13 protein-coding genes and 2 pseudogenes are annotated in these 20,206 nt (G+C 42.3%); 9 read left to right on the top strand and 6 right to left on the bottom strand.

What is annotated here, in order from left to right:
- Window positions 1-82: 82 nt before the first annotated feature.
- Window positions 83-191 (top strand): annotated as a pseudogene (locus tag AC5JM2_RS15700) (IS1/IS1595 family N-terminal zinc-binding domain-containing protein); the annotation flags it as partial.
- An 81-nt stretch (window positions 192-272) separates the two neighbouring features.
- Here AC5JM2_RS15700 and AC5JM2_RS15695 read toward each other — a convergent pair.
- The 4 genes from AC5JM2_RS15695 to AC5JM2_RS15680 form a co-directional block, all read right to left on the bottom strand.
- A complete protein-coding gene (locus AC5JM2_RS15695) occupies window positions 273-1,415 on the bottom strand; it encodes a DUF3466 family protein (protein ID WP_495835802.1) in 1,143 nt (380 codons plus the stop codon).
- Window positions 1,416-1,756: 341 nt separating this feature from the next.
- Window positions 1,757-3,262, bottom strand: coding sequence for a rhomboid family intramembrane serine protease (locus AC5JM2_RS15690; protein WP_495835801.1), 1,506 nt, complete (start codon window positions 3,260-3,262; stop codon window positions 1,757-1,759).
- Between the two features lie 105 nt (window positions 3,263-3,367).
- Window positions 3,368-4,465 carry an AI-2E family transporter gene (locus AC5JM2_RS15685; protein WP_495835800.1) on the bottom strand — a complete coding sequence of 366 codons (1,098 nt, stop codon included), beginning with the start codon at window positions 4,463-4,465 and terminating at the stop codon, window positions 3,368-3,370.
- A gap of 660 nt (window positions 4,466-5,125) precedes the next feature.
- Complete coding sequence (locus AC5JM2_RS15680) at window positions 5,126-7,624, bottom strand: transglycosylase domain-containing protein (protein ID WP_495835799.1); 2,499 nt, start codon at window positions 7,622-7,624, stop codon at window positions 5,126-5,128.
- A 454-nt stretch (window positions 7,625-8,078) separates the two neighbouring features.
- Between AC5JM2_RS15680 and AC5JM2_RS15675 the strand changes: the two genes are divergently transcribed.
- The 8 genes and pseudogenes from AC5JM2_RS15675 (at window position 8,079) to AC5JM2_RS15640 (ending at window position 17,048) form a co-directional block, all read left to right on the top strand.
- A complete protein-coding gene (locus AC5JM2_RS15675; protein WP_495835798.1) occupies window positions 8,079-8,636 on the top strand; it encodes an NUDIX hydrolase in 558 nt (185 codons plus the stop codon).
- Between the two features lie 309 nt (window positions 8,637-8,945).
- A pseudogene (locus tag AC5JM2_RS15670) lies at window positions 8,946-9,518 on the top strand (RNA-guided endonuclease IscB); the annotation flags it as partial.
- A gap of 114 nt (window positions 9,519-9,632) precedes the next feature.
- Window positions 9,633-10,439: a prohibitin family protein gene (locus AC5JM2_RS15665; RefSeq protein WP_495835797.1), complete on the top strand. Its 807-nt coding sequence runs from the start codon at window positions 9,633-9,635 to the stop codon at window positions 10,437-10,439.
- A gap of 220 nt (window positions 10,440-10,659) precedes the next feature.
- Window positions 10,660-10,944: a hypothetical protein gene (locus AC5JM2_RS15660; protein WP_495835796.1), complete on the top strand. Its 285-nt coding sequence runs from the start codon at window positions 10,660-10,662 to the stop codon at window positions 10,942-10,944.
- A 242-nt stretch (window positions 10,945-11,186) separates the two neighbouring features.
- Entirely contained in the window at window positions 11,187-12,863 is a 1,677-nt protein-coding gene (locus tag AC5JM2_RS15655; protein ID WP_495835795.1) for a general stress protein, read from the top strand.
- Between the two features lie 119 nt (window positions 12,864-12,982).
- Entirely contained in the window at window positions 12,983-13,456 is a 474-nt protein-coding gene (locus AC5JM2_RS15650; protein ID WP_495835794.1) for a BON domain-containing protein, read from the top strand.
- A 462-nt stretch (window positions 13,457-13,918) separates the two neighbouring features.
- A complete protein-coding gene (locus AC5JM2_RS15645; RefSeq protein WP_495835793.1) occupies window positions 13,919-14,293 on the top strand; it encodes a hypothetical protein in 375 nt (124 codons plus the stop codon).
- Between the two features lie 484 nt (window positions 14,294-14,777).
- Complete coding sequence (locus tag AC5JM2_RS15640; protein WP_495835792.1) at window positions 14,778-17,048, top strand: cation:proton antiporter domain-containing protein; 2,271 nt, start codon at window positions 14,778-14,780, stop codon at window positions 17,046-17,048.
- Window positions 17,049-17,194: 146 nt separating this feature from the next.
- Here AC5JM2_RS15640 and AC5JM2_RS15635 read toward each other — a convergent pair whose 3' ends face one another.
- A complete protein-coding gene (locus AC5JM2_RS15635; protein WP_495835791.1) occupies window positions 17,195-19,147 on the bottom strand; it encodes a caspase family protein in 1,953 nt (650 codons plus the stop codon).
- A 13-nt stretch (window positions 19,148-19,160) separates the two neighbouring features.
- The gene (locus AC5JM2_RS15630) at window positions 19,161-19,544 is read right to left on the bottom strand and encodes a Pepco domain-containing protein (protein ID WP_495835790.1); all 384 of its coding nucleotides are present in this window, start codon (window positions 19,542-19,544) and stop codon (window positions 19,161-19,163) included.
- Between the last annotated feature and the right edge of the window lie 662 nt (window positions 19,545-20,206).

The following is a 20,206-nucleotide window of genomic DNA, read 5'->3' as shown; positions in this document are numbered from 1 at the left end:
TAAAAACCTGGCTTCTTTGTTTTTATTGATTAATTTATTCTTTGGAAGTCCCTAATATAGGGATGAATTGAGGTTTTCTACTCTGCATTGTCCATACTGCAAGTCTACTGAATATTAGAAAAAATGGTAAGCGCCGAGGTAAACAGAATCACATTTGTGTTGATTGTGGTCGCCAATTTATAGATACTTATAGAGCCGCTCCTTGGGCGATCGCAAAACGTGGCTTGAAGCTAGCTCTAGCGCTGGATCAACAACATCAACAATCTATGCAGTTATGCAGCTATTTTCTTTTTCAATTTCTCTTGAATAAATTTAGAGCAACCTAGAGCTGTTAGAAACAACCCTAAACCTGCGCTTGTAGAGGGTTCTGGGACAGGTGTGGAAACAGACTCGGGTGTCAATACAACAGCACGAAGTTGACCGTTGAAAGTAGCAGCCCCGACGATTTGTCCCTGGTCGTTAATAGCTCTTGCCTGAGTTATGGTAAAACCAGAATCACGAGAAATCAGGGAGTTAAGGTCTTGTAAAATGCCGTCACTGTAAAGAAAAGCACGAATTCCAATCCCACTGTTTGAATAAAAGTTAGGATTGCTGCCCGAAAACCCAATAACCTGACCGTTGTTGTTGATGTCAAGAGCAACGCTGTAAAGGTCAGTAGGAAATAGTCTACCAAGGTTAATCAGATTTGTACTACTACTGTACAGAAAAGCCTGACCATTACTTATGCTTGTGGGGGCTGAAACTCCGACGACTTGACCTTTATCATTGATGCCCTCAGCTGAGGAGTAATTGTCACCAGGGAGAGTGCCCAAGGCAGTCGTTGTGCCATTTTGATACAGGAAAGCTTTGTTAGTGTTTAAAATGCCAACTACCTGACTCTGGTTGTTGATATCATATGCGACAGTACCTTCAGTGCCGAAGTTAACTACCGTTCCGTTCTTATACAAAAACGGACCATTTTTTTGCGCTCCACCCACTATCTCACCTTTATCGTTGATGGCATAAGGGATAGCATTATTAAGAGCGACGAGGCTTTGTGTTCTGCCTTGGCTATACAGTAAGGGGTTATTCCCAGTGAAGTTGTTTTCATTAACCGAATTACCTACCACCTGACCAAAGTTGTTAATACTTGTAACGGCGATATCACTGTCACCAGAGAGAGGTTTGATTTCAGTCACCTGATCATTGGTATATAAGAAAGCACGATCTGGACTCCCGTTGCTGCTGCCTTTACCTGAGTCAAAGATAACTTGACCAAAATTGTTGATGTCAGTAGCGTAACTGTAATCTGAACCTACCAAGGAGCCTAGATCGGTTATTGAGTATAAAGATGCTGCCGATACTGTATTTATGCCTGAGCCCATGACTACAGTGAATAAAAAAGTACCAGCGGTTGCTTTCGATAAAATTTTCATCAGACAACTCCTTAACCTTAATTTCAAAATGGTTTAAGTAAATGCAGCCTGATGTCGCTATCTTGATTGATATAGGAATCCGGTTTGATTTCTGAACAACTCGTCAGGGCAGGGAACAGGGAACAGGGAACAGGGAACAGGGAACAGGGAAAAAGCAATAAAGGTATACTGAGTTTTTTTCAAAAATCAAATAGGAGTCCTATAGTTTCTTTGTTTTCTGTGGATATGCTTGAATCTACCATGAAGTTTGCACTTTGATGAACAAAAGACCTACTTTGTCCAATGTTTCAAAATGTTTCAAAATTTTACTCTACAAGCCAATTAACAATTTGAAACCTCGTTCATAAAGCCTTTAAAATCATCCCCATCACAAAACCAACAATCAACCCAGAAGCATGACCAACAAAGCTAATCTGTGGAGTTGTCAGGTCAAAGATGCTCTGCAACACAATAACTGCTAAAATTCCTCGTAAATTTCTAGCAGCAACGCGTGTTCTTTTCCTTAGCCACTCGTGTAACAGCACAGCAGTAAAACCACCAACAAGACCCATCACACATCCTGATGCACCAACTACAAAATCAGATTGAGAATATCCCAAAACTGACATATAAGTCACAGCCAGCATAGAGCCAATTGCACTAGCAAAATACAACAGGAAAAATTGCGGTGTTCCGAAGGAAAGTTCCATCAAGCGACCGAATAAATAAAGACCCAACATATTTAGGAATAGGTGCAAGAACCCGAAGTGAAGAAACGCAGCTGTTAACAAGCGCCACCAATCTCCTTTAACAACTTCTTGTGGTACTAATGCACCTAAACGATATAAGTTATTGAGGTTGGTGCTACCTCCTAGTTTCACCTCTAGGGCAAAAGCAAGTACATTTAAAGTGATAATAAAATATGTAGCGATCGCAAAACGTGGCTTGAAGCTAGCTCTAGCGCTGTATGTTGTTTCATACTCTATTTCTGTAATAATTTTAAATAAAATTTCTTGTGATTTTTCAGTAAGTAATGTGTTAGCGATAACCACAGGACTAGATAAACGTCTTGCAACTGCGTTACGAATGCAAACATTGTTACTATCAGCAAGACTCAAAAATTGCTCGACAGCTATAACTTCTCTTCCAGCGGCTTGATCAACTGTTGCTAGCCAAAATAGTTTGATGGTGTTGGAATAGTCCGCTAGTGAACCACTCAATAATCTCGCGACATATTCTGTTTTACCGCAGAAGGCTAGCACATACATACGCGCTAGATTTTGTGTTCTTGGGTTAAGTATTTTTTCCAGGCTTGGCTGATAGCGCTCCCAAGCTTGGAGCATACCATTCAAATCGCCAGTTTCTCCAAGGGTTCTCAGATAGCAAACCAGCATATCAAAATCCTTGCGCAATACTGCTTCGTTTAGGCTATTCTGTATCCACATCAGCAATTCTTCCCAACGAGCATCCATTTGGTAAAGGCTGACAGCTGCGGAACGACCAGTTGGTGTTGTAGCAGTTTGATAACGGTCTAAAATTGCAACAGCTGAAGCTCTTGCTCCACGCTGACCCAAATCCAAAGCGTATAACAATTTTGGTTGCTCACGCCAACCATCCAAGGGATGCAGCCACCAAATCAGACTCGCCACTCTGCTTGCTTGACCAAAACGTTGTTGGTCAATAAGTTGGTCAACTTTCTTGTGACCAATATTAGGCAAAATAACTAAAATTGCCCACAAACATCCACCAATCAACCCACCCAGAGATGGAGTCAGATAAGACAAAAGTGCTATTGTAACTAAGATTAATCCTGATACTAAAATCCAGCCACGATTATTATTAGTTCCAGATAAAGATGCGCTCATCATGGTCGAGATGCATGATAGACAGACCATCCAAGTCAATATGTGATTAAGATCCATTTCTTTTACAATAATCAGGAAGTACCTGGTTGTACAGTGATAACCCAATCACTACTCATTGGTTAATATTTCTGACAATTCTTTACTCTCAACAACAGTGTCGGAAAAATCAGGTTTAGAAGCAAGTTGCCAACTATCTAATGCATCTTTGATCACACCTGCTACGGGTACAGCAATAAGTAATCCCAAAACTCCACCAATGTAAGTTCCTACTAGTAAAGAAATTAAAACCCAAATTGGTCTAAGTCCTGTAAAACTACCTAAAAGTCTTGGAGCGATCGCTTGGTCAATTAATTGGTCAATGACAACGGCTACAGCTAAAACCCTTGCTGCTAGCCAAAAGTCATGTGAAGCTATAATCAGAGTAACTACAGCAAGGCTAACAACATCACCGAAGGGAATTAAACTTAAAATCCCGACTCCCAAACCAAAGAGTAAAGCAAATTGAACTTGAAGAACGAGAAACACTATAGTTAGTGAAATACCCATTAGGAAAGCTAAAGCTACCTGACCAATTAAGTAATTTTGAAAATTTCTTTGAACAGACTGCCTTAACTGCTGACCAAAACTCAAAGGTAATTTTTTAAAGAAACTATCCCAAATTCTCTCGCCATCTAATAGCAAATAGAAAGTTAACACCACTGTAATTAAAGCTTCTGAGATACTATCAATAGTGTCGATTGCAATAGTAAAGATTTCATCTACCAGATACTCTAACTCATTAGGTAGGCGATTTACTATTTGAGTAAAAATCTGATTAATATTTACTTTTAAACCGAGACTAAGTATCCAATCATTAATATTTTTGAATTCAGACTCACTAGAATCGATCCATTGAGGAAGTATTGTCACCATTTCATGAGACTGCTGTAAAACAACAGGCAACAGAGTCAAACCTAAAGCAAATAGAATTATTACAGATGTTATAAAAACTAATGCCACTGCATAATTTTTTTTCACTCCCCGTTGCTGAAGAATCGAAACAGGATAATTGAGAATAAAAGCAAGTAAACCTGCTAAAATAAAAGTTGTTATAAGGGGTTTAAAATATAGAATAACTCGAAACGCTAGCCAGCCATTGAGAAAGACTAGCGGGAATAATAGTGTCAAAATTAACAATGGCAGTAATTTGCTCAGTGAAATATTCATATTAAATAGTCGAAATTTTTAGTTTGGCAATGCCCATTTATCATATTAAATCTAATTTCCAACAAAGCATTCAACAAAAATACTCAGACTGTGGTTTTGATACTCTTACCGTCCATAACTAACCATTGTTGTTAGATTCAGTTGCAGATAATCTCTTACCCAGCTGTATAGCTATTGCCAACTCTATTAGGACATATAGCAAGGAAGAGGGAACAGGGAATAGGAAATAGGCGTGTGAAAGTCTGATGATGTCCGTTTTTGCTCATCTCCCTCTTTTTTATACAAGCTAGTTATGCGGCACATAGTCTGGTTGTTGGCTCCTGAGGGGACGAGGCAACGCCCCCTCGTGCCAGATTGAGGCTACCCGATAATCTCCGCTTACTCCACTACAGTTAGCTGGTGATCCGTTTTAGTACACTTAAACTTTTTTCGGGGGCGATCGCCGACTTTTAGTCTAAACTCCAGTAAATAGAGACGCGAAATTTCGCATCTCTACACGTTTGAAATTTCTACCGTATTGCTATATCAAGTTCGTTTCATTGTCCGTAACTAAAATGACCTCACCCCTAAGCCCTCCCGTCAGTGAGGAGGGCTTAGGGGTGAAAATTGCTATATTTAGTTACATTCAGCTAATGATATATCCATTGCTCAATCTGAGCTTTAGCCTTCAGGACCTGTTTCTGAAGATGGCGTCGTAGGTTTAAGTCTTTCCCGCCACGAACGTGTTGGAGGAGAAGAAGTTGAAGTTGAGGGACGGGAGTTGTTTGCAGGTTGTGTATACTCTCGTCTACGCCTTCTTGGAGTTGAATCATTAGAGTTTTCTGTTCGATAGCGTCGCCGTGAACGAGATGATTGTGAGGATGACTCACTACTAGAACTTGATTCTTCACTACGATAACGACGACTATAGCGCCTTCTAGGTGTTGAGATTTCCTGTTGTTGTTGTTGCTGATCCTCCTGATAATAGCGTCTTCTATATCTGCGTCTTGTAGATGAACGCTCTTCACCACTATCATCAGAATTTACTTGTTGACTTCGTCGTCTGTATGACCTGCGAGTATCTTGTTCATCAGATTGCTGGTCATCAGAGGTAATAGCGCGATTGATAATTCGCCTAGCTTTGACTGGTACTGCTTTAATCGTAGCTTTTCGACCTTCTAACTTGGGTCTTTCTGGAAACTTTTCAACCGGTATTTCCTTGACGGCTTTTTCCATAAATTCATGCCAGGTGTTAGCAGCACTACCGCTGCTACCGTCGGTGGGTTTGTTGTTGTCGTTACCCAACCAAACCCCTGTCACCATTTGGGGAATATACCCAATAAACCATAAATCGCGAGCATCATCGGTCGTGCCAGTCTTGCCAGCAACGGGTCTACCTAATTGAGCCGCACGACCGGTTCCATTTAGCACAACATTACGAAGCATCCAAGTCATGATAGCAGCACTGTCTGCATCGATCGCCCGCTCTTGCTTAAACTTGGCAGACCAAATGACTTTACCTTGACGGTCAAGGATACGGGTAATACCATGAGGTTGTACGTGTAGGCCTTTTGTGGCGAAAGAACCATAGGCACTGGTCAACTCTAGCAAATTGACTTCAGAAGAACCCAGCGCCAAGGAATACATCGGTTTGAGTTCCGATTGAATCCCCATCTTGTGGGCAAGTTGGATAGTTGGTTGAAAACCCACTTTCATTAGGATTCTCACCGCAATAATGTTAACCGATTTGGTGAGGGCGTCTCTCATGCTTAGCATGCCTCGGTAACCCTCATCAAAGTTTTTCGGTTCATAACCATCTACAACTAGGGGTGCATCGAGGTAGGTGTCGTAAGGATCCATCCCGCTTGCTATAGCAGCTGCATAAACAAACCCCTTGAATGTTGAACCTGGTTGACGCTGCGCCTGAGTGACACGATTAAATTGGTTCTTACCAAAATCTTTTCCCCCAACCATTGCCTTAATGTCACCATTGCGGGGATCAATGGCAACCAAAGCCGCCTGCTTGAAGTTTTCCCAGCGCCCCTGATTTCGCAGCGTTTTTTTCACAGCTGCTTCCGCCGCTTTCTGCCAATTCAAGTTCAAGCTCGTTTCCACTGTGAAACCGCCTGCTTGCAGTGCTTTGGGGGAAACATACTTGGGCAATTCTTTTTGAATGTAGCTAATAAAGTAGGGGGCTTCTTCTTGCCATCGTTTGGGCGGACTTGGTTTGAGCTGAATTGGTTCTGCAGTTGCTTTTTGTTTTTCGGCTGCTGTAATAAATCTATCTTCCAGCATCCGCTGTAGTACCAAATCTCGCCGTTGTTTTGCCTCTTGTTTATTAACTTGTGGCGAAAAGCGATTTGGGGCAGGAGGTAATGCTGCAATTATCGCCATTTCATCCAAGGTGAGTTGATCCACAGATTTACTAAAATAAACCCATGCTGCATCTGCGACACCGTAAGCACCAGAACCCAAGTAAACCAAATTCAGGTAGCGTTCTAGAATCTCGTCTTTGGACAATTGCCCTTCTATTTTTTGTGCTAATCGGGCTTCCTTAATCTTGCGCCAGAAAGTTTTCTCTTGTTTGAGAAACAGAATTCTTGAGAGTTGTTGCGTAATGGTACTACCACCTTCCACCACGTCTTGCGATCGCATGTTATTTAAAACTGCTCTAACTATTCCTTGGGGGTCAACTCCGTTGTGTTCTTTGAACCTTCTGTCTTCTGAAGCAATAAAAGCTTTTTTAAGTTTATCTGGTATTTCCTCTATTTTTAACTGTTCTCTAGTTGCTTCACCTTGTTGTTGTATAATACTACCATCAGCAGCTTTTATAGTCAGTGTACGTTCTCGAACAATTGCATTAAGTTCCGCTTTATCTGGTAAACCTTGGTCTATTGCTCGAATTCCGTAGGCAATGGCAATAATTCCACTACTTATACCCAAGCCTGCCCAAAACCAGTAACGACGATAAAGGGGTTTGTGACTGAGCGGAAGTTTGGAAAGTATTTGGTTCAGTAATTTGTTTTGCCTTGCTGGCTTGGTTGGTGTTGTCTTATCATTTTCATTTGTTAATCCCTCTTTCTCCTCATTTTGATCGCTAGCCGGCGAGTTTAGTTGAACCTTATCAGCTTCACTCGACTTTTCTGGTCGTTCCTTGAACCAGGAGGTAAACTTAACCACGTTAATTCCTCACTTCAAGCAGTTGCAATCTAACCACCATCCAAAGTTTTTTGATCATTGCACTACATTCGTGATAGTATATCACCCTAGTAATGATTGGATATATCGTTTTTGCTAAAATTTTTGCTGTAGTTTTGTGTTTTTATTTATACAAATTTTATCTTTTCTCATTCCATCAAGCAATAGTACTGCTGAAAAAATATAAAACACAAAAACAAAACAGGCAAGCAAAATACGTTACTTAATAAAGGTTAATAGTGCGATCGCCCTTGGCAGTAAAATTGGTCATGATCCTGTGCGACAAGAAGCTTGAGAAGTAAAAAAGATAGGTAGGCTGTTCTGAAGTACACTTGTTGGTGGCTACTAAGTTTACCACTAACAGATACAGACAACGCTGATTTTGACATCTTCTCAAAGCCTTAGTCTGTATATATTTAAAGCAAATTATTGAACTATGCCACTAGGTAGAGAATTACCCCAGCTGCTCAGACAGCGCTTGTACTATAAAGGACGCAAATTTGATTTTGAGGTTAATCGCTTACGATTACCTAATAACGCAGAAGGAGAATGGGAATGCATTCGTCATCCAGGTGGCGCTTTAGCTGTACCCGTAACTTCAGAAGGTAAACTGATACTTTTGCGCCAGTATCGTTTTGCGGTTCAAGGAAGAGTGTTAGAGTTTCCTGCTGGTACATTGGAACCAAACGAAGATCCCCTAGAGACAATTCAGCGTGAAATAGAAGAAGAAACTGGCTACCGTGCCCAAAAGTGGCAAAAACTAGGAGAATTTTTTCTCGCTCCGGGTTATTCTGATGAAATCATTTATGCTTATTTAGCACAAGATTTAGAAAAGCTTGAGAAAGCACCAACACAAGACGAAGACGAGGATTTGGAAACAGTATTTTTCACACCAGATGAGCTAGAGAAGTCTATTCTTGACGGTGAGCTACTTGATGCTAAATCAATTTCTAGCTTTTTCCTAGCTCGTCCGTTGTTGAATCAGTTGAGTTGATAATGTAGAGCAGCTGTAAGCAACCCCCAAATTGAATTTGGGGGCTTCAGCAAACGTTGAAGCCCTAGCTTACCAGACTAAGTGGTTAGCGCACTACGTTCAGAACAAGCGTTAAAGTTCCTACCTACAAATGCGTAGCTAGTTTGTAGCTCTAGAACCAAAAGATTAAACATCTGTATGGGTTAAGGAAGTGTGTTTTGGATAGTACCGATTCTGAACATTGTCAAAGCTCACATTACCTTAAAGGCTTGCCTTGAGGGTAGTCGAAAGGAGGGACATTTATGTCCAAAGTTTTTGTAATAGATTCAGAAGAAAGGGACAAAAGACATTAGGGAATTCCTCAAAAAAGACCCATCAAAGTTAGAGAATATTCTTAAACAAGCTAAAAAACCATTGGCAGGTGCTGCCGCAGTTAATACAACTAGGTTTGCATTGCTGGAAGTGTTAAAAGCAACTGGTTTATCAGTAGAAACAGGATCAGGAGGATTGACCAAATTCAACCGCACTCAGCAAGGTCTAGACAAAACGCATTGGCTTGATGCTGGGTGTGTGGGGAAATCTACGCCAATTCTCAAAGTCAAGAATGTAAAACCCTTGCTGATCACAGCAAACGGGCACGGAACCCGTCAACTATGCCGAACTGACAAATACGGTTTTCCTAGTCGTCATTGCTCAAGAGCTAAATTTCATTTTGGTTTTCAAACTGGAGATGTTGTTAAGGCAACCGTTACTTCTGGGAAAAAGGTTGGTCAATATGTTGGAAGAATTGCAACTCGTGCAACAGGCAGTTTTAACGTTGCAACTAAGACTGAGTTAATCCAAGGCGTTAATCACAGGTATTGCAAACAGATTCACAAAAAGGACGGTTATTCATATGCCTAATTTGGAGAATTTGACGGTTTACCCAGGAAAGTGCCGAAGGGTTGAGAAATCAACCGTGTCGTGTTTCCTCCGTGGCTTGAAAGCGCACGGTTTCCACACTCCCGTGAGGTCAGCATGAAAAAAAGTAAAGCCTTTAACACTGCGGGTAAACTAACTGCACTTTTATGCTTGATCACCATCTTCCTCACGCCTTTTGTCATTGTCAACGCAGGTGAACGGGGGGTATTGATGGAATTTGGAAAAGTACAACACAAAATATTAGGAGAAGGGATTCATGTTATCATCCCTGTTGTTAATACAGTCAAAAAATTAAGTGTTCGAGTTCAAAAACAAGACATTTCGGCTGAAGCCTCCTCGAAAGATTTGCAGGATATTTTTACAGATATAGCACTGAATTGGCATATTATTCCAGAGGAAGTAAATAGTATCTTTCAACAAATTGGGGATGAAAAAAATGTTGTAGACCGGATTCTCAACCCAGCAATTGAAGAAGTTCTCAAGGCAGTTATGGCAAAGTATACTGCTGAGGAATTAATTACTAAACGAGGAGAAGTAAAAACCGAAGTAGACGACGCATTAACGACACGATTAGCAAACTATCATGTCGCAGTCGATGATGTTTCTCTTGTGCATGTTCAGTTTTCTCAGAAATTTGATGAAGCAGTAGAAGCGAAACAAATTGCCGAACAAGAAGCAAAGAAGGCAGAGTTTGTAGCGCTCAAAGCATCAAAAGAAGCAGAGGCAAAAGTTAATCTTGCAAAAGGACAGGCTGAAGTACATAAATTACTAAATGAAACTCTAACCCCAGAAATTTTGCAAAATCGAGCATTAGATAAATGGGATGGCAAGTTGCCACTTATTCTTGGTGAAGGCAAGCCAAGACTATTAAACATAAGCGAAATTTTTAAGCCTTATCAATAAATAATACAAAACTTAATTTTATATAGGACTCCTATTTGATTTTTGAAAAAAACTCAGTATACCTTTATTGCTTTTTCCCTGTTAAGCGTTCTCCTATGGCTAACGCCACGCCTTACGGTGAGTCCAGCGCTGCGGGAGGGTCTCCCTCCGCAGGCGACTGGCGAACCCGGAGGGCTATCGGGGAAGACCTCCGGTCTCGCTGCGCTTTAGACCTTTGGGCGTGCGCTTTGCGCATACGCCAGTCCCCCAATCTCCTGCACCAGACGCTACGCGCTCCCTGACGGAAACCGCCCCCTACGGGGTTCACCAGTCACCTGCGGAGGAGCCAGTACTTGATGAGGGAGGGTCTCCCGACCTAGGTATCTGGCGTTGGAAACTCTCCCGCAGTACTGGTTCACCAAGACGGGGGCTAGACTCACCGCTCAAACAACTCTTGGCAAAGCCTTTGAATGACAGTCAGATTGTCTGCCTTGATACAGAAAACACAAAACAAGACATTGTTTGATGAAAATTAATGAGACTTTTAGACATCATCTCAAACATAAAAAATGAGAAAAATAATCTAAAATCAAATCTTATCTTAATTTTTTTAAACAAACTACACATTATTTTATTTTCTAATACTAAAGATAGATAAAAATTCCTCCAAGGGATTGATGAAAAAAAAATTAAAAACCTGGATAAATAAAATCGAAGGTACTTAATAAGAACCTAGAAAATTAATTTTACTCTTGAGGTTAAGAAAGCATGGTTATGGGTGTAAATAAGCGTGCTGTAGGTGTGTTTTCTAATCGTCGAGATGCAGAAGGCGCACTCTATGAGTTGAGAGAATCCGGTTTCCCGATAGATAAGGTATCTGTCATCAAGCGAGATGCAGACCGCAACGATGAGATTGCGGGCACCGAAGTGCGGGAAAATATCGGTAATAAATCTGATGAAGGCGCTACAGTTGGAGCTGTTTCTGGTGGTGTGTTGGGCGGATTAACTGGTTTGTTAGTCGGTCTTGGCACATTAGCAGTTCCAGGAATTGGTCCAATTATGCTTGCAGGAGCAACAGCAACAGCCCTGGCTACAACTGCAGCAGGAGCTGGTATTGGTGCTGCTGCTGGTAGTTTACTAGGCGCATTAGTTGGTTTGGGAATTCCTGAAGAAAGAGCCAGAGTTTACAACGAACGAGTAGAGCGTGGAGACTACCTGATCATCATAGATGCCACAGACGCAGAAATCGCTAGAGCAGAAGAGATTTTAAAACGGCGGGGAATTGAAGAGTTTGACGTTTACGACAGATCTGGAGTCACAAGTGGGACAGCCGAATATGTCTCGCCAGCGACTGGACTCTCCTCTGCTCCACGTGGAGGTTTGGGTCAAAATAAACACGCCGTTGGTTACTTCTCTCATCTACGCGATGCCGAAGCTGCAGTTAACGATTTGCGAACAGCAGGTTTTCCTTTAAGTCAAATTTCCCTATTTAACAGGGACTCAACCGCAAGAGAACCTTTTGCCGGAGTTGACTTGAGGGATCGTATTGACGCCACAAGGTTTAGATTTCCTGATGCTCGCACTAACTTTTACAATGAGCGCCTGAATAACGGAGATTATGTCGTCATTATTGATGGTAATGACGATGAGATTAATCGTGCTGCTGGGATTCTAAATCGGCATGGAATTGAACAATGGGAGATTCATGATCCAGCTCTTATTAGTTCTACACAGCCTGTTGGGATTGGTACAGCAACATTGCAAAGAACTAGACGAGCAATTGGCGTCTTTCCTCACCGCCGTGATGCAGAAGTAGCACTGACAGAACTGCGAGATACAGGTTTTCCCTTGAATCAAGTCTCGCTGATTGCAAAAGATACAGATGGCAAGAGCAATATTGCTGGCGTCAATACAAATCTTGAAACAGGCAATAAAGCAGACGAAGGCGCAAAAGCTGGAGCTGCCACAGGTGGTGCTCTTGGCGGTTTGGGAGGCTTGTTAATTGGTCTTGGTGCTTTAACCATTCCTGGTGTTGGTCCTATAATTGCAGGCGGTGCAGCAGCAACTGCTTTAGCTACAACACTTGCAGGCGGAGCTATTGGTGCGGCGGCTGGTGGTTTGGCTGGCGGACTCGTTGGTTTGGGAATTCCAGAAAACCGTGCCCGAGTTTACAGCGATCGCGTTAATAGAGGCGATAACTTGGTGATTGTTGATGGCACAAACGATCAAATCCACCATGCTGAACCAATTTTGAAACGTCGAGGAATTGAAGAGTTTGATATCTTTGATGCCACCGACATAGATGGTGTTCATCACCAAGGTTATGACCGGGGTGTTCGTCGGGAAACGCCAGTTGTGAATACCCCTTCTACCAATTACTCAACAGGGTATGATGCAAATGATCCTGCTGTAATCATTGTTGACCACCGAACCGAAATTGCTTAGTCGTTAGTGGTTAGTTGTTATGAGTTAGTAATTTATAATTATTAACTCATAGTAAGTAATTGCTAAGAATTAACAACTAACTACTATGAAATTATAAAGAATTAATCCAAGAAAGAAACATGAACAAAATCACTCCTTTTTTCATCAGCTGCGTTTTACTTTTTGGTGCTACTGCTTGTCAAAATCCTCCTTCCAAAACTACTGCAGATGCACCTAGTTCCGCGACAGAACAAGCGACACAAGCACCATCTGCACAAGCTACAGAAGCTGCTCAGAAAGATGCTCAGAGTGAGATCCGCAGAAAACAACTAAATTCTGACATTCGTGCTCGTGAGGGGCGGAACGATGCATTCAATGATGGGAGTGCGACAAAGAGAGCTGCACGTGATATTGAAAGCGAAGTTCGCTCCAAGTTAGAAGCTAATATCCCCAACGGTCATTTAACAATTGCAGCTTCAGAAGATGGCACAGTAACAGTATCTGGAACTGTAGCTAAAAAAGACCAGTTAGCTAAAATTGACACTTTGCCAAAACAAATCAAAGGCGTTACAAAAATTGTTAATAAAGCCACAGTTGCTCAGGCAAAAAGCTAAAATATCTGATAAATCAGCTAACTCATAAAACTATTGGGATTGTAGAAAAATAGCAAGACTATCAAACCCAAAGTGAATTAATAAGCTTGTTTTTTGTCATGAATAATTAGTTTAAGAAATTGCGGTCAAGTAGAAGTGAAATTTTCTATTTGACCGTTTTTATAATTTATTTATAGGGGAGCATCCTAAATTTGTAAATTCAATGTTATGCTTCACTGCGTTCTGCTGCCCTCCGGGCACGCTGGGCTAACGCTGCGGACATTTCACGTTTAATTAGGTTGAGCTACTTAATAAAAGAATATTAGTGTTGAGAATAATACCAAATACTTGTTTTATCTATCTTTAGATAGAGGTTTTTGAGTAAGAGCACTTCTAAAGATAGTTTATTCTTGAGTATGGAAAAACATAACCTTATTATTGAACGAAATTTAACAGATTTTTTAACAAGGACATCCATCATTTATGGCTAGCGAATCACCTAACAAAGCAGTAGATTCCTCAGCTCGCGTTGAGAATAATAATTTTGACAGAGGAATAACACCTGCCGAAACAGCTGCTCGTCTTGAAAGAGAACAAGATCTGTTCAAAGGAACGCCTGAAGAAGAGGGAGGTAACAGTATTGACACCACCAAGGGTTTCACAACTGACCAAGAAGGTTTAACAAATAACCACGCGATTGAGCCGGAAATGTACTATGATACACCGGGTGATGCGCGACAAGTAGAAGTAGAAGATACTGCAGAGCGTACTGAAGATCTCGCAGAAGTTAATGAAGATAAACAAGGTGAACTCACAGTAGAGGGTGATCAACGGGGTAAAGGTCCAGGAGCTATCTAATTTTGCTGCTGGAATATTTTTCTAGTGTTCACAAAGGCTGGGTGGCGATGATTGGGGTTTTGTCCTAATTATCGCTTTCTGTTTACTAGAAGAAAATGTTCATATTGCGTTAGCAGGTCAGCTGGATCGTTGTAAATGGCGATAGCTTCGCGCTCTGCATAGCGGCAGATCGCTTCACTCTCGTTGAACATCGTCGAAGCCGCCGTAATGAAACGCAATCACATCCACACCAGCCGCCTTTAAAATTACGCTTTGTAATGCGATTTTGATATTTTCTAAAGTCCACTGCATAAAGACTTGTTTATATTATATTTAGTGAAAAGTTGATCCAATAACCTCTTTCGCTATACTTAGCTTGATTGCGAACAAAAACTGTTTGTATTAATCCTGCTTTTGAGATGAAATAGCTCTAAGATAGATGATTTCCAGTTGCTGACCATCGAAGATTCTTGTGAGAGCATCTTCAGAAATTTTTAGAAAAATCATGAATCCACTGTTCGACCCTTTACTTGCTGCTAGTGCAGTAGCCCAAAAAGGTCCAATCAAGCCCCTTGGTCACCACGAGTTGCTTCTGATATTGCTAGAGTTAGCTCTACTGCTTTTGGTCTCCAGAGGCTTAGGTGAGTTCATGCGTCGAATCAAGCTACCACCTGTGGTTGGTGAATTACTTGCAGGGGTGCTACTTGGTCCGTCGGTGTTCGGCTGGCTTCTGCCAAATTTACAGGAGCATATTTTCCCTAAAATTCAGGCACAGTCTGATCTGCTTTCGGTCGTCTCCTGGTTAGGAGTGCTGTTTTTGCTAGTTGTCACCGGGCTGGAGACAGACCTGAATTTAATTGTCCGCAAAGGCAAAACAGCTCTGGTAATTTCTTTGGGAGGGATTGTCATTCCCTTTGCAACTGGACTGGGTTTAGGCTGGTTTCTGCCAGAGAGCTTTTTAGTCAATCCTAGTCATCGTCTGATTTTCAGTCTGTTTATTGCAACTGCTATGAGTATCTCGGCAGTTCCAGTGATTGCCAAAGTGCTGATGGACTTAAAGCTGATTCGGCGGGATATTGGTCAGGTGACTCTAGCGGCTGGTATGACCGATGATACCATTGGCTGGATTCTCCTGTCTGTCGTATCAGGATTGGCAAGCAGTGGGAAATTTGATTTCCAGACGGTATTTCGGTCGGTTGGTGGAGCGGTACTATTTTTGGGAATCGCTTTTACGATTGGGCGATCGCTCATGTCTTCGGTGTTTCGCTGGGTAGATAATCACATTGGTGGACCAACAGCGAGTTTGTCAGCTCTGCTTATACTAGCGTTAAGTGCTGCTGCTTTTACCCATACTTTGGGAATTGAAGCTGCATTGGGAGCTTTTGTCACCGGGATTTTAGCAGGGCAATCACCGCGTTTTAGTCGGGAGGCGGGGCTGACTCTAGAACTGATTACCTCTGGGTTTCTAGCTCCTATCTTCTTTGCCACAGCAGGATTAAAGGTAGACTTACTGCAAATACTTAATCCTCAGACGTTGGGAATTGGCTTGGTCGTACTGGCAGTTGCTTGTTTCGGTAAATTCACTGGAGCATACATAGGTTCTCGTATCGGTGGTTTGAGCCATTGGGAAGGTATTGCGATGGGTTCGGGGATGAATGCCCGTGGCGCAATGGAGATTATTGTTGCCACTATTGGAGTTTCCTTAGGCGTACTAAACCCGCAGATGTATTCGATTATTGTGATGGTGGCAATTGTAACTTCGTTGATGGCTCCTCCCTTGTTGCGTTGGTCATTGTCCAAGGTGACGATGAGTGATGAAGAAGTTCAGCGGTTGGAGCAAGAACAACAAGCTAGCCGCAGCTTTATCAAGCGCATCCGCCGAATACTCATGCCCACCCAAGGAGGACCGAACGTTAAGTTAGCAGCTCAGTTAGTGAGTCATTTGGCACACCAAAATCCCGTTGAAGTGACGGTTTTATTTGCCAAAAGTGATAAAAAAGCCAAGACGAAATCAGCTAATGCTGTGGCGACTGCTGTAAAAGACACCACCGCAGAAACTGCTATTGCTACAGTAACCGAGAAATTTCATCTACCTGCCGAGTCGCTACTGGAAAGTAAGGTGGAGTCGGGAAGCAACAAAGCTGAGGTGATTCTTAAAGAAGCTTGCAAAGGCTATGACTTGATTGTTATAGGCGCAACGGAACGTCAGCGTTCCAGAGGTGCGCTATTCAGTTTGCTGGTCGATCGCGTAGTTCAAGAAGCTCCTTGCGCCACAATGGTTGTCAAGTCTAATTTATCCGAAGCGGAGGAAGAAACCGATCTGGCTGCTTATCATAAAATTGGTCATATTTTAGTGCCGACGAGTGGCACTGAGTATAGCCAACATGCAGTGGAGGTCGCAAGTACGATCGCCACTCAAACTGGGGCAACAGTTACATTAGTCAATGTCGTCAACCGGACTCAGCAAGAGTACATTCTGTTTGAGCAGCAGACGATGACCTCTGTAACAGATATTGCCCAAAAGATTGTGGATCAGCAAGCTGAGGTGGGGCGGGGACTGGGGGCATCTGTCAAAACTGCAATCCTCACTGGAAGTCCAGAGTTGGAAATTGTCAAGTTTGCTGACGTTAATCAAGTAGACTTGATTGTTATGGCTAGCAGTGTACGTACAGTTTCAGGTCGGGCGTTCTTTGGTCACCGCACCGATGCTATTCTCAACAAGGCACCTTGTCCAGTCGCGGTGATTACGCTTGCTGCTAACACGACGAGCTGTTGAGTCAGCGCTGGTACTGTAGCCGCTTTGGTGAAAATGTGGGAAAAATACCAGCCGTCAGATTAGTTTCCCCCATAACTTTTGCTCGCTCTGGTAAATTTGTTAATTTCAGTGTTGATCGCTTTAAGTTGTCACTAAAGGCTCCTGAGTCACTGTGGAGCAACTGTGGCTTTATTAACAATTTTTGTAACGCCTTTGATTTGTTTTGGTAAAGTGTCAATCTTACCTAACTCGTCTTTGTTAGTTACAGTTCCAGATACTGTTACTGTGCCATCTTCTGAAGCTGCAATTGTTAAATGACCGTTGGGGATATTAGCTTCTAACTTGGAGCGAACTGCGCTTTCAAGGTTAAGTGCAGCAGCTGTTTCTGTTTCATTTGTGACGTTCCTACGGTAACTGCGACGATACGACTCTCGAGTGGACAGGGAATCATCTGGGAAATCATCTGTTGATACTCTTCTTATTCTTCTTCTTCTTGAGGGAGTAGACTCTGGACTGAGCGTGGGAGTAGACTCTGGACTGGGCGTGGGAGTAGACTCTGGACTGGGCGTGGGAATAGACTCTGAACTGGGCGTAAGTACTACACTGGGGCTGAGTTCTATAGACTTTGGACTGGGCGTGGGAGTAGACTCTGAACTGGGCGTAAGTACTACACTGGGGCTAAGTTCTATAGACTTTGGACTGGACAAGGGACTAGACTCTGGACTAGACAGGGAAGTAGACTCTGGACTGTTACTAATAAAAATCTTACCCGCTACCACTGCTGTCACTAAGCCTGCTCCTCCTAAGCCTACCCATTTTAAAAACTTTTGTCGGGTTATGACGGCTGGAGTTGTACTATTTGTTGTTACTGCTTGTTGTTGCTGTCGGCGTCTTTCTGCTTGTTCTTCCTGGCGTTTGCGATTTTCTACATCTTTCTTAGCAAGAATTGGCTGTTCAATTTGTTCCCTTTCATTGTTAGGAATTTGCAAAGATTGCTGTAGCAGGGTAAGGTCACTACGAGTTGCTTGACTGAGGGGATATTCTCGGTTAATTGCTTTTAAGAAAGCTTGCTCATAGCGAACTAAATTCTGCTGATGTTCCTTTTGCCTTTGAACAAATGATTTTTGGGCTGGTTCAGAACTTGCTGATCTATCTGTGCTTAATGAACCGATACTCTCAGAAGTTGAGTTTATCGGTTCAAAGTTTCCTCGCTGACGCACAGCAATTCTTTTAATAGCTTTAATTGCATCCAAATCACCACGGGATACAGCTAAAACTCTCACCCACAATTGCTCAGCTAATGAGAAATCACCGTCGTTTTCTGCTTGAGATGCTTGAAACTTCAATGGTTCCACATCTCTAAGCGTAGCAGTTTGCTCTAATAAAATGAAATACATTTTGTAGGGTGGCTCTGCCTGGAGATAAGGATTTTGTGCAGGCTTTCTATACCGAGCATTCAAATGAGGAACTTGATAACGTAAATATTGTTCTAGACGCTCTACTGTGGCACAATTAGCTTCTCCTTGAATTCGCAGTGCTTGTAATAGCGAATGCGTAAAGGAACCATGTTGTAATTCATCAATTTCCCAAGACTTTTGGTTAGCTGTGCAGGAATAAAAGGTAATAACTCCCTGATGCCTTTGTTCACCAATTCCCAATCCCGCCCGACTAGTTTCATCTCGGCAAGCATCCAAAAATAACACCACATTATCAGCGCCACTGCGGCGCAATCTTTGGGTGATATAATCAACAGGGATTGCTGTATGTTCTACATCACCTGGGTCACTGTCCGAGAACATTAAATAATCTCTATCTTTATATCGATTGCCATGACCTGCAAAGAAAAACCATAAATTATCTTCTGGCTTTAACAAAGGAGATTCAAGATTCTCAAATTGTGCCCGTAAAAATCGCCGTAGATGTCCGAAAGTCGGTTGAGTGGGAATTGGTGGATTCGTTGCAATTGGGGGAGAATCCTCAGTAAAAACGAAAACTTCATCAAACCTGGCTTCTTGTTGAAACCAAGCTGCCATTACAGAAGCATCTCGCTTGGCAAAGTTTAGCGATCGCAGGTTTTCATAGTGATTAATCCCAACAACAATCGCCCAATTCCTACCCATACTCAAGCCCCAACTATTTGCGCTTAAATTTAAAAGTCATCGCTCCTTTTCCCCCAGCTTTACCTCCACCAATGCCAAACAAGCTGATTTGTCCTTCTCCATTAATTTCCACTGATAACTGAACCTCATCCAGCTGCATTTTGGAACTGGGTTCTTCCTCTTCATCAAGCATTTCTCTCATTGCTTGCAGAAACCCCTTCATTTCTTGCTTGAGTTTAGTCACCTCAACCGCTGTGCGTTTAGTACTCACAACTTCTTCTGTGACTTCGACTTCCCTAGTTTCTCCAAGTCTTCCTCCTATATCACGACTGCTTCTAGAACCAGTCGTAGTTTCTGTTTGAGATGTTTCTTCGACAATAATCCAGATTTTTTCTGGAGTTGGGATTTCTTGCGACATACGATAAATTGTTAAACAGCTTTCGATATTAATCAGTTTTCGTAGATGCGCCAGTCTGTTCAGTATAGTTGTATAATGTCTTCAACAAACTCTAAAGGAATTCCGAAGACAATTTGCGGTTTAGTCATCATGAGAAAGGTAAGACTTACGCATACTCTACCAATTCTTGGTGTCTATGTCCTGCGGACACGCTGCGCTTAGCACAGACTTTGCACCATAATTCTTGTCCGCCAAGAAATAAATTTCTTGGCTCAGAGCTACTGTAAGCTAAAGCTTACTGAATATGCGTTCCAGTCCGTTTTCACTCCTAACTTGCACATTTTAGAACCGTTATACAGTAAGGCTTTGAGAAATCTTATAAAAATGTGCTTGTTTCATATTTTGCGGGAGCGTTAATCGCGCCCGTTGGGCGCTCAGATCTTGCACGATTCTCAAGCTTGCATTCTCGTCCACCTGGGATTTAAATCCCAGGCTCATAGGAAAAGTCATCTAAAGATGACTGCATGAGCTTTTCAGTCTACTTTAGTAGACTTGGGCTGTGAGCCTGGGAATTGATTCCCAGGCGGACGAGGTTGTGTTCTTGAGAATGGTGCAAGATGTCCGTTTGAACTGAGATCTTGCACCATTCTCAACAAGCGGGCTTGCAGTGCGAGCCAAAATCT

This window comes from Brasilonema angustatum, from assembly GCF_059505445.1.
This window is presented reverse-complemented; position numbering and strand designations above follow the sequence as displayed.

Bases quoted from the DNA above. Each gene is read 5' to 3' on its own strand.
- AC5JM2_RS15665 (WP_495835797.1), top strand. From the start codon at position 9,633: ATGAAAAAAAGTAAAGCCTTTAACACTGCGGGTAAACTAACTGCACTT.
- AC5JM2_RS15690 (WP_495835801.1), bottom strand. From the start codon at position 3,262: ATGATGAGCGCATCTTTATCTGGAACTAATAATAATCGTGGCTGGATT.
- AC5JM2_RS15650 (WP_495835794.1), top strand. From the start codon at position 12,983: ATGAACAAAATCACTCCTTTTTTCATCAGCTGCGTTTTACTTTTTGGT.
- AC5JM2_RS15695 (WP_495835802.1), bottom strand. From the start codon at position 1,415: ATGAAAATTTTATCGAAAGCAACCGCTGGTACTTTTTTATTCACTGTA.
- AC5JM2_RS15640 (WP_495835792.1), top strand. From the start codon at position 14,778: ATGAATCCACTGTTCGACCCTTTACTTGCTGCTAGTGCAGTAGCCCAA.
- AC5JM2_RS15645 (WP_495835793.1), top strand. From the start codon at position 13,919: ATGGCTAGCGAATCACCTAACAAAGCAGTAGATTCCTCAGCTCGCGTT.
- AC5JM2_RS15685 (WP_495835800.1), bottom strand. From the start codon at position 4,465: ATGAATATTTCACTGAGCAAATTACTGCCATTGTTAATTTTGACACTA.
- AC5JM2_RS15630 (WP_495835790.1), bottom strand. From the start codon at position 19,544: ATGTCGCAAGAAATCCCAACTCCAGAAAAAATCTGGATTATTGTCGAA.
- AC5JM2_RS15655 (WP_495835795.1), top strand. From the start codon at position 11,187: ATGGTTATGGGTGTAAATAAGCGTGCTGTAGGTGTGTTTTCTAATCGT.
- AC5JM2_RS15675 (WP_495835798.1), top strand. From the start codon at position 8,079: ATGCCACTAGGTAGAGAATTACCCCAGCTGCTCAGACAGCGCTTGTAC.
- AC5JM2_RS15635 (WP_495835791.1), bottom strand. From the start codon at position 19,147: ATGGGTAGGAATTGGGCGATTGTTGTTGGGATTAATCACTATGAAAAC.